General features: G+C 58.8%; 2 protein-coding genes. Both read left to right on the top strand.

Annotated features, from left to right (window positions below):
* Positions 1-105: 105 nt before the first annotated feature.
* Complete coding sequence (locus C1D09_RS16300; RefSeq protein ID WP_167514640.1) at positions 106-4,500, top strand: RHS repeat domain-containing protein; 4,395 nt, start codon at positions 106-108, stop codon at positions 4,498-4,500.
* An 8-nt stretch (positions 4,501-4,508) separates the two neighbouring features.
* The coding region (locus C1D09_RS16295; RefSeq protein WP_143975277.1) for a hypothetical protein at positions 4,509-4,889 on the top strand (381 nt) is incomplete at its 3' end.

Raw genomic sequence — 4,889 nt, 5'->3', positions numbered from 1 at the left:
GGTCGGACTACTTCTAGTACTCTCCGGTCGATTATCGAGACAGACGCTTCGCTGGCCCTGACTAGGGCTGGCTGCACGCCAACCGCGCCAACTGGCTATCAGGCGGTGTGCAATGCGATTCCCCCTGTTGCCCCAGGATATGGCCCGGTCCCATCGACTGTTGCCGATCCGGACGGAGACGGCATCGACACGCTCAACCTTAACTATGGGCTGAATCCACTGACAGACAAGCTGATCGGTGTCGGAGATTTCCTCGGCAATGGTCGCCAACAACCTTTATTCGCGATCGGTCCCTACAGTATCAAGAAGGGAGGCCTGTCGAATGGCAATTGGCAGCCCGGCGGGACGTCGTTCGCGATTGCTTGCCGTCAGCAACAAAACATCGGCGAAGGCACGTGCGTGCCTGGCGATATCAACGGGGACGGCGCAACCGACCTGTTTCGCTACAACGGCAATAGCGACAGCGCCAGTGTATGGCTGTCGACGGGCGTCGGATTCAAGAATTATACGGTCACGTCGATATGGGGCCTGACTGCGGCCTTACGCGACTTTGACAATGACGGGCGGGTGGACGTCATTACGATTGATGAGACCGGTCAATCTGGGGCTAGCGCTGTCCGAGCCTTCTCGTTGCGCCCTGCTCCGACAGCGATGACTCCGGCGCAGTTCACGTTCCCCTCGTTGCTTACCGCCGGCACGGTAATCGGGGACTTCAACGGGGACGGACTGCCCGATTTTACCAATTACAATGACAGTATGTTCATCTCGGATGCCGGCACGGGCAATCCGAACCTGTTGAAACAGATCACGACGGAGTTAGGCGGCACGGTCGCGGTCGAGTACTCGCCGTCCTCGAGGTGGACAAACAACTATCTGCCGCAGGTGGTGCACGCGGTGACCAAGCTCTCGGTGGGCGATGGTCGTGGCCAGACGGCGGTGAGCACCTATCAATATGCCGGCGGCAAGTATGACCCAGCGGCGCGCAAGTTTCTGGGCTTTGCCTCGATCGTCGAAACCAGGCCGCTGGCCAATGGCGAGACGGCGCCCTCGACGGTGACGACCACCTATCGCCAGGACCTCGCCAGCTATGGCCTGCCGTCGCTGACGGTGTGGAAGGATGGCGCGGGCACCGTGCACAAGCAGGTGGCCGAAACCTATGCCGTCAACACGGCGACCAAGCCGTACACGGTGCAGAACTGGGCGACCGACACGTCGTTCATCGAGAATGTCACGTACACGCTCCGGGTCGAGCGCGGCTTTGACGCCTATAACAATGTCGTCAGCCTCAAGGACTACGGCCGCACGGACGCCAGCGGCGACGAGACCTGGACCGAGCGCTTCTTCTCGCCTAACACCCCGGCCTACATCGTCTCCGCCCTGATTGCCGAGCGGACGCATGCCGGCCTGACCAGCACCGATCCCTATGTCGGCTACAGGCACAATTACTATGACGGGAATACCGACGTCTGGGCGGTGCCGACCAAGGGCAATCTGACCCGGGTGCTGACGCTCAGCGATGTCACCTCGACGCCGCAAAAGTCGGTGAGTCAGTATTTTACCTATGACAGCTATGGCAACAAGATCTCGGCCACCAACGGCCTCGGCCACAAGACCGAATGGGACTATGACGCCACGTATCACCTCTACCCCGTAGCCGAGCGGGCACCGCGTTACTTCGCGACGGGCGGGCAGACCGCCGATACGCGCTTTGTCTCGACCGCCACCTACAATTCTGTCTGCGGCCTGCCGGCGACTAGGACCGACTTCAACGGCCTGGTCAAAACCTTCACCTACGATCCGTTCTGCCGTCCGTACCAGATCTCGCAGAGCGTCACCGGCGCCTATGTCAGGAACCAGTTTGTCAGCGAGGGCAATCCCGGGGCGCAGGCGCTGATCAAATACACGCCGCTCCCCAATGGCGCGGGTGAGGATTTTATCATCTCCTGGTATGACGGGCTTGGCCGGGTCTACCACGTGGAAATGCCCGGAGAGACGGCTGCCGGTCCAAGGCGCATTGCCGATACCGACTATGATGCGCGCGGCAATGTCCTGCGCACGGATTTCACCCGCTTCGTCGGCGAAACCGCGCAGTGGACCACCAACAGCTACGACTGGGCCGACCAGTTGACCAAGACCGTCAATCCGGATGGCAGCCAGCGCAGCTATCTCAACGACCTGGCCACGGCACCCGCCACCACCCCGCGCCTGCATGGCACGACAATGACCGACGAGCTCGGCCATCAGACCCGGACGGCATGGTCGACGCGTGGCGATGTCGCGGGCGTGGTTCGTGACTTCGCCGGTCTTCAGCTTGCGCAAACCCGCACCTTCGACGTGCTGGGCCGGTTGGTCGGCCTTACCGACACCAGCGGCTCGACCTGGACCTACACCTACGACATGCTCGGCAACCGGCTGTCGGCGTCGGATCCCGATCTCGGCACCTGGACCTACACCTACGATGCCGCCAACCGGCTGGTCAGCCAGACCGACGCAAGGGGCACCGTCACCAATCTCAGCTACGACCAGATGGACCGGTTGCTCCTGAAGACCGCAAGGGCACCCGGCGGCAGCCCGGTTGTGCAGACCCAGAACACTTATGACCAGGCGGCTCCAAGCTTTTGGTACAATATCGGCCAGCTCACCACCTCGACCAATGGGGCGGCGACGCACAGCTACAATTATGACGGGCTCGGCAAGCTTGGCCGGCATGACACGACCATTGCCGGCCTGACGCATACCACGGTCGATATCCACGACAGGTCCGGCCAGACCATCCTGAAGAACTACCAGCCGGGCGACCTGTGGTTCGGCACCTGGACCAACCCCTTGCAATACACCGCCGGCAACAAGCTCTACTCGGCACCAGGCTTCATCACCTCGACCATTTACGAGGCCGATGGCCAGACCAAGGAGATCACCTACGCCAATGGCGTGAAGACGTCCTTCACCTATTCGCCGTCACGCCGCTGGCTGACGCGCATCACCACCTCTGGGCCCAACGGGCCGATGATGGACCGGCAATTCACGCGTGACAGCCTCGGCCGCATCACCAACATTGTCGGCGCGTCGGCCACGGGACCAAACAGCTGGAACTATGTCTACGACAATGCTGACCGGCTGATCTCGGCGGACAATCTAGGCGACAACACGCTCGACGAAACCTTCGTCTATGCCGCCAACGACAACATGATTTCGCGCAGCCGCGTCGCCGGCACCTATGCCTATCCCTCGCCGAGCGCAGCTCGTCCACATGCGCCAATCTCTGTCGGCGCCAATGCGATGTCCTATGATGCCAATGGCAACCTCACGTCCGATGGCAGCCGCACGCTCGCCTGGGACGAGGCCAACCGGCTGAAGACGGTCAGCCTCGCCGCCAACACCGTCAACCTCGCCTATGGACCGGATGGAGCGCGGGCGAAGAAAACCTCGAGCTTCGCCACGACGCTCTATCCCGACGCCGATGTCGAGATCAATCCGGCGACGCCGGGCGCGGAGATCTACACGCGCTATCCGCATCCCGACATCAAGGTGGTCGGCACGGCAAAATACTTCCTGCACCGCGAGCATCTGGCCTCGGTGCGCATGGTCACCGACATGTCGGGCGCCCTGGTCGAAGGCAACAGCTACGCCACCTATGGCGAGAGCCTCAACACCGGCTTCCAGACGCAGAAAGGCTATATCGGCGAACGCTTCGATGCCGAGACCGGGCTGCTCTATCTCAATGCACGCTACATGGATCCGGTGCTGGGGCGGTTTATTTCGCCCGATGATTGGGATCCGACGAAGGAGGGTGTTGGGACCAATCGGTACGCTTATGCACTGAACGATCCGGTCAATAAGAGTGATCAAAACGGGCACTTTGTTGTTGCTGACGACCTTGTGGCTGGGACTATCATCGGTGGCTTTATGTTAGCCGAAGCCTACCATGAATGCACTTCATGTCAGCAGGCAGTGGCAAAAGCCCTAGCTACGCCACCCTCCTTGACTCTTGAAAATTTAGCCAAGATGACAGTGTTTGGGTTGCCGGTGGCCATGCTGGACGCGGCGGAGACAAAGCCATCCGAAGGCAAGGTCAATAATACATCCGGAATCAATAGCGGAAATCCGGATGTAGATGCGGTGTTCGGAGGTGCAAAACCTACCGACAGTGGGACAAAAGGGTACGAGGTCCCCGGAACTCCTGGTGCATATGAAGGCAAGCTCAAGGGTATTCCGGGAGCAGAGCAAAGCCCGACCGCTGTTGGCGGTACGACGACAACTCTGCCTGACGGCACTAAGGTCGATACCTACCCCGGTCGAACCTCGACCGGTAAACCCGGATGGTCAATAACCAAACCAAATCAAAAAAAGCCTGATATCAAAGGTTCGTTTGACGATAAGGCTCACGGTTCTCAACCTAGCACCAACGATCCTGCTGCAGGAACATCTAGTGGATCATCCGGAGGAGGTAGCAGTAACGGCGGCAATACTACTAACAATAGCAATACGGGACACCAATAGGAGACGAAATGCGGTTTTATAACGGTCCGGGGCGTGAGCCAATTCTATCGCCGGAAACGAAAGAATTTTTCCGCGAAAGAGGCATCGTTGCTTTACCCCTTGATGAAGCCGATGAGCTTGTCCCTATAGATGTATTTGATACTTTCAACGTCAAGGGAGGGGTGCTGTGCGTTCCAAGGCGAGAGAGGATCAATATCCCGATTCCATATGAGCCGTTAGACCATGAAGATCACGAAATAGACGGAGTTCCATTAGACTTTATAATTGAATCTTACGTGCGCCAAAATTTCTCTGGGAATATGTTTTTGTTTTCCGGTCGGCATGACGTTTTTTTTGCAATAAAACTTCCAACATTCAGTTACGAAGTTCTATTCGCCATACAATCTGGG

Origin of the sequence: Mesorhizobium intechi (assembly GCF_002879535.1) — a bacterium.
GTDB classification, from domain to species: domain Bacteria; phylum Pseudomonadota; class Alphaproteobacteria; order Rhizobiales; family Rhizobiaceae; genus Mesorhizobium; species Mesorhizobium intechi.
The sequence above is the reverse complement of the archived record's forward strand: the minus strand, read 5'-3'. Positions and strand labels throughout refer to the sequence as shown.